The organism is Dactylosporangium darangshiense, assembly GCF_039537565.1.
Taxonomy (GTDB): domain Bacteria; phylum Actinomycetota; class Actinomycetes; order Mycobacteriales; family Micromonosporaceae; genus Dactylosporangium; species Dactylosporangium darangshiense.
On record NZ_BAABAT010000202.1, the window covers coordinates 1 to 1036 of the forward strand.

A 1036-nucleotide genomic window follows, 5' to 3' on the forward strand; every position below is an offset into this window, starting at 1 on the left:
TAAGGAGTGTTTGTGGCAAAGGTCCTGGTCACCGGCTCGGCCGGCTTCATCGGTGGATATGTCGTCGAGGAGCTGCTGTCCCGCGGCTACCAGGTCGTCGGCCTGGACAACTACTCGAAGTACGGTCCGGTCACCCGTAGCTACGACTCCCACCCGGACTACCGGTTCGTCGAGGGCGACGCCCGCGACGTGGACCTGGTCACCGAGCTGCTGGACGGCTGCGAGCACTTCATCGCCGGCGCGGCGTTGATCGGTGGCATCTCGTACTTCCACGCCTACGCCTACGACCTGCTCGCCACCAACGAGCGGATCATGGCCTCGTCCTGCGACGCCGCGATCAAGGCGCACCAGGCCGGGACGCTGAAGAAGATGACGTACATGTCCTCGTCGATGGTCTTCGAGTCGACCACGCACTGGCCCTCGAAGGAGGGCGACGAGCGCGCCGTCCCGCCGCCGCTGTCCTCCTACGGCTTCCAGAAGCTGGCCGTGGAGTACTTCGCCAAGGCCGCCTGGGACCAGTACAAGCTGCCCTACACGATCGTGCGCCCGTTCAACTGCGTCGGCGTCGGCGAGGGCCGCGCGCTCGGCGAGGTCGAGGTCCTCTCCGGCAACGTGAAGCTCGCGATGTCGCACGTCGTGCCCGACCTGGTCCAGAAGATCATCAAGGGTCAGGACCCGCTGCACATCCTCGGCTCCGGCGACCAGGTGCGCCACTACACCTACGGCGGTGACCTGGCCAAGGGCATCATCGCCGCGATGGAGTCCGAGGCGGCCCTGAACAACGACTTCAACGTCTCCACCGCCGAGTCGACCACGGTCCTGGAGCTGGCCGAGGTCATCTGGCGCAAGATCAAGGGCCCGGACGTGCCGCTGCGGGTCGTGTCCGACGACCCGTACGAGTACGACGTGCAGAAGCGGGTCCCGGACTGCACCAAGGCCCGCGAGGTGCTCGGCTTCGAGGCGACCACGTCGCTGGAGGAGATGCTCGACGAGGTCATCCCGTGGGTGACCGAGGCGGTCAAGGAAGGCCGGCTCT

The 1036-nt window shown here is 66.5% G+C and carries 1 protein-coding gene; it reads left to right on the forward strand.

What is annotated here, in order from left to right; genetic code table 11:
- Nucleotides 1-12: 12 nt before the first annotated feature.
- A partial coding sequence (locus ABD901_RS58695) for an NAD-dependent epimerase/dehydratase family protein (RefSeq protein ID WP_345145098.1) occupies nucleotides 13-1036 on the forward strand: 1024 nt, incomplete at its 3' end.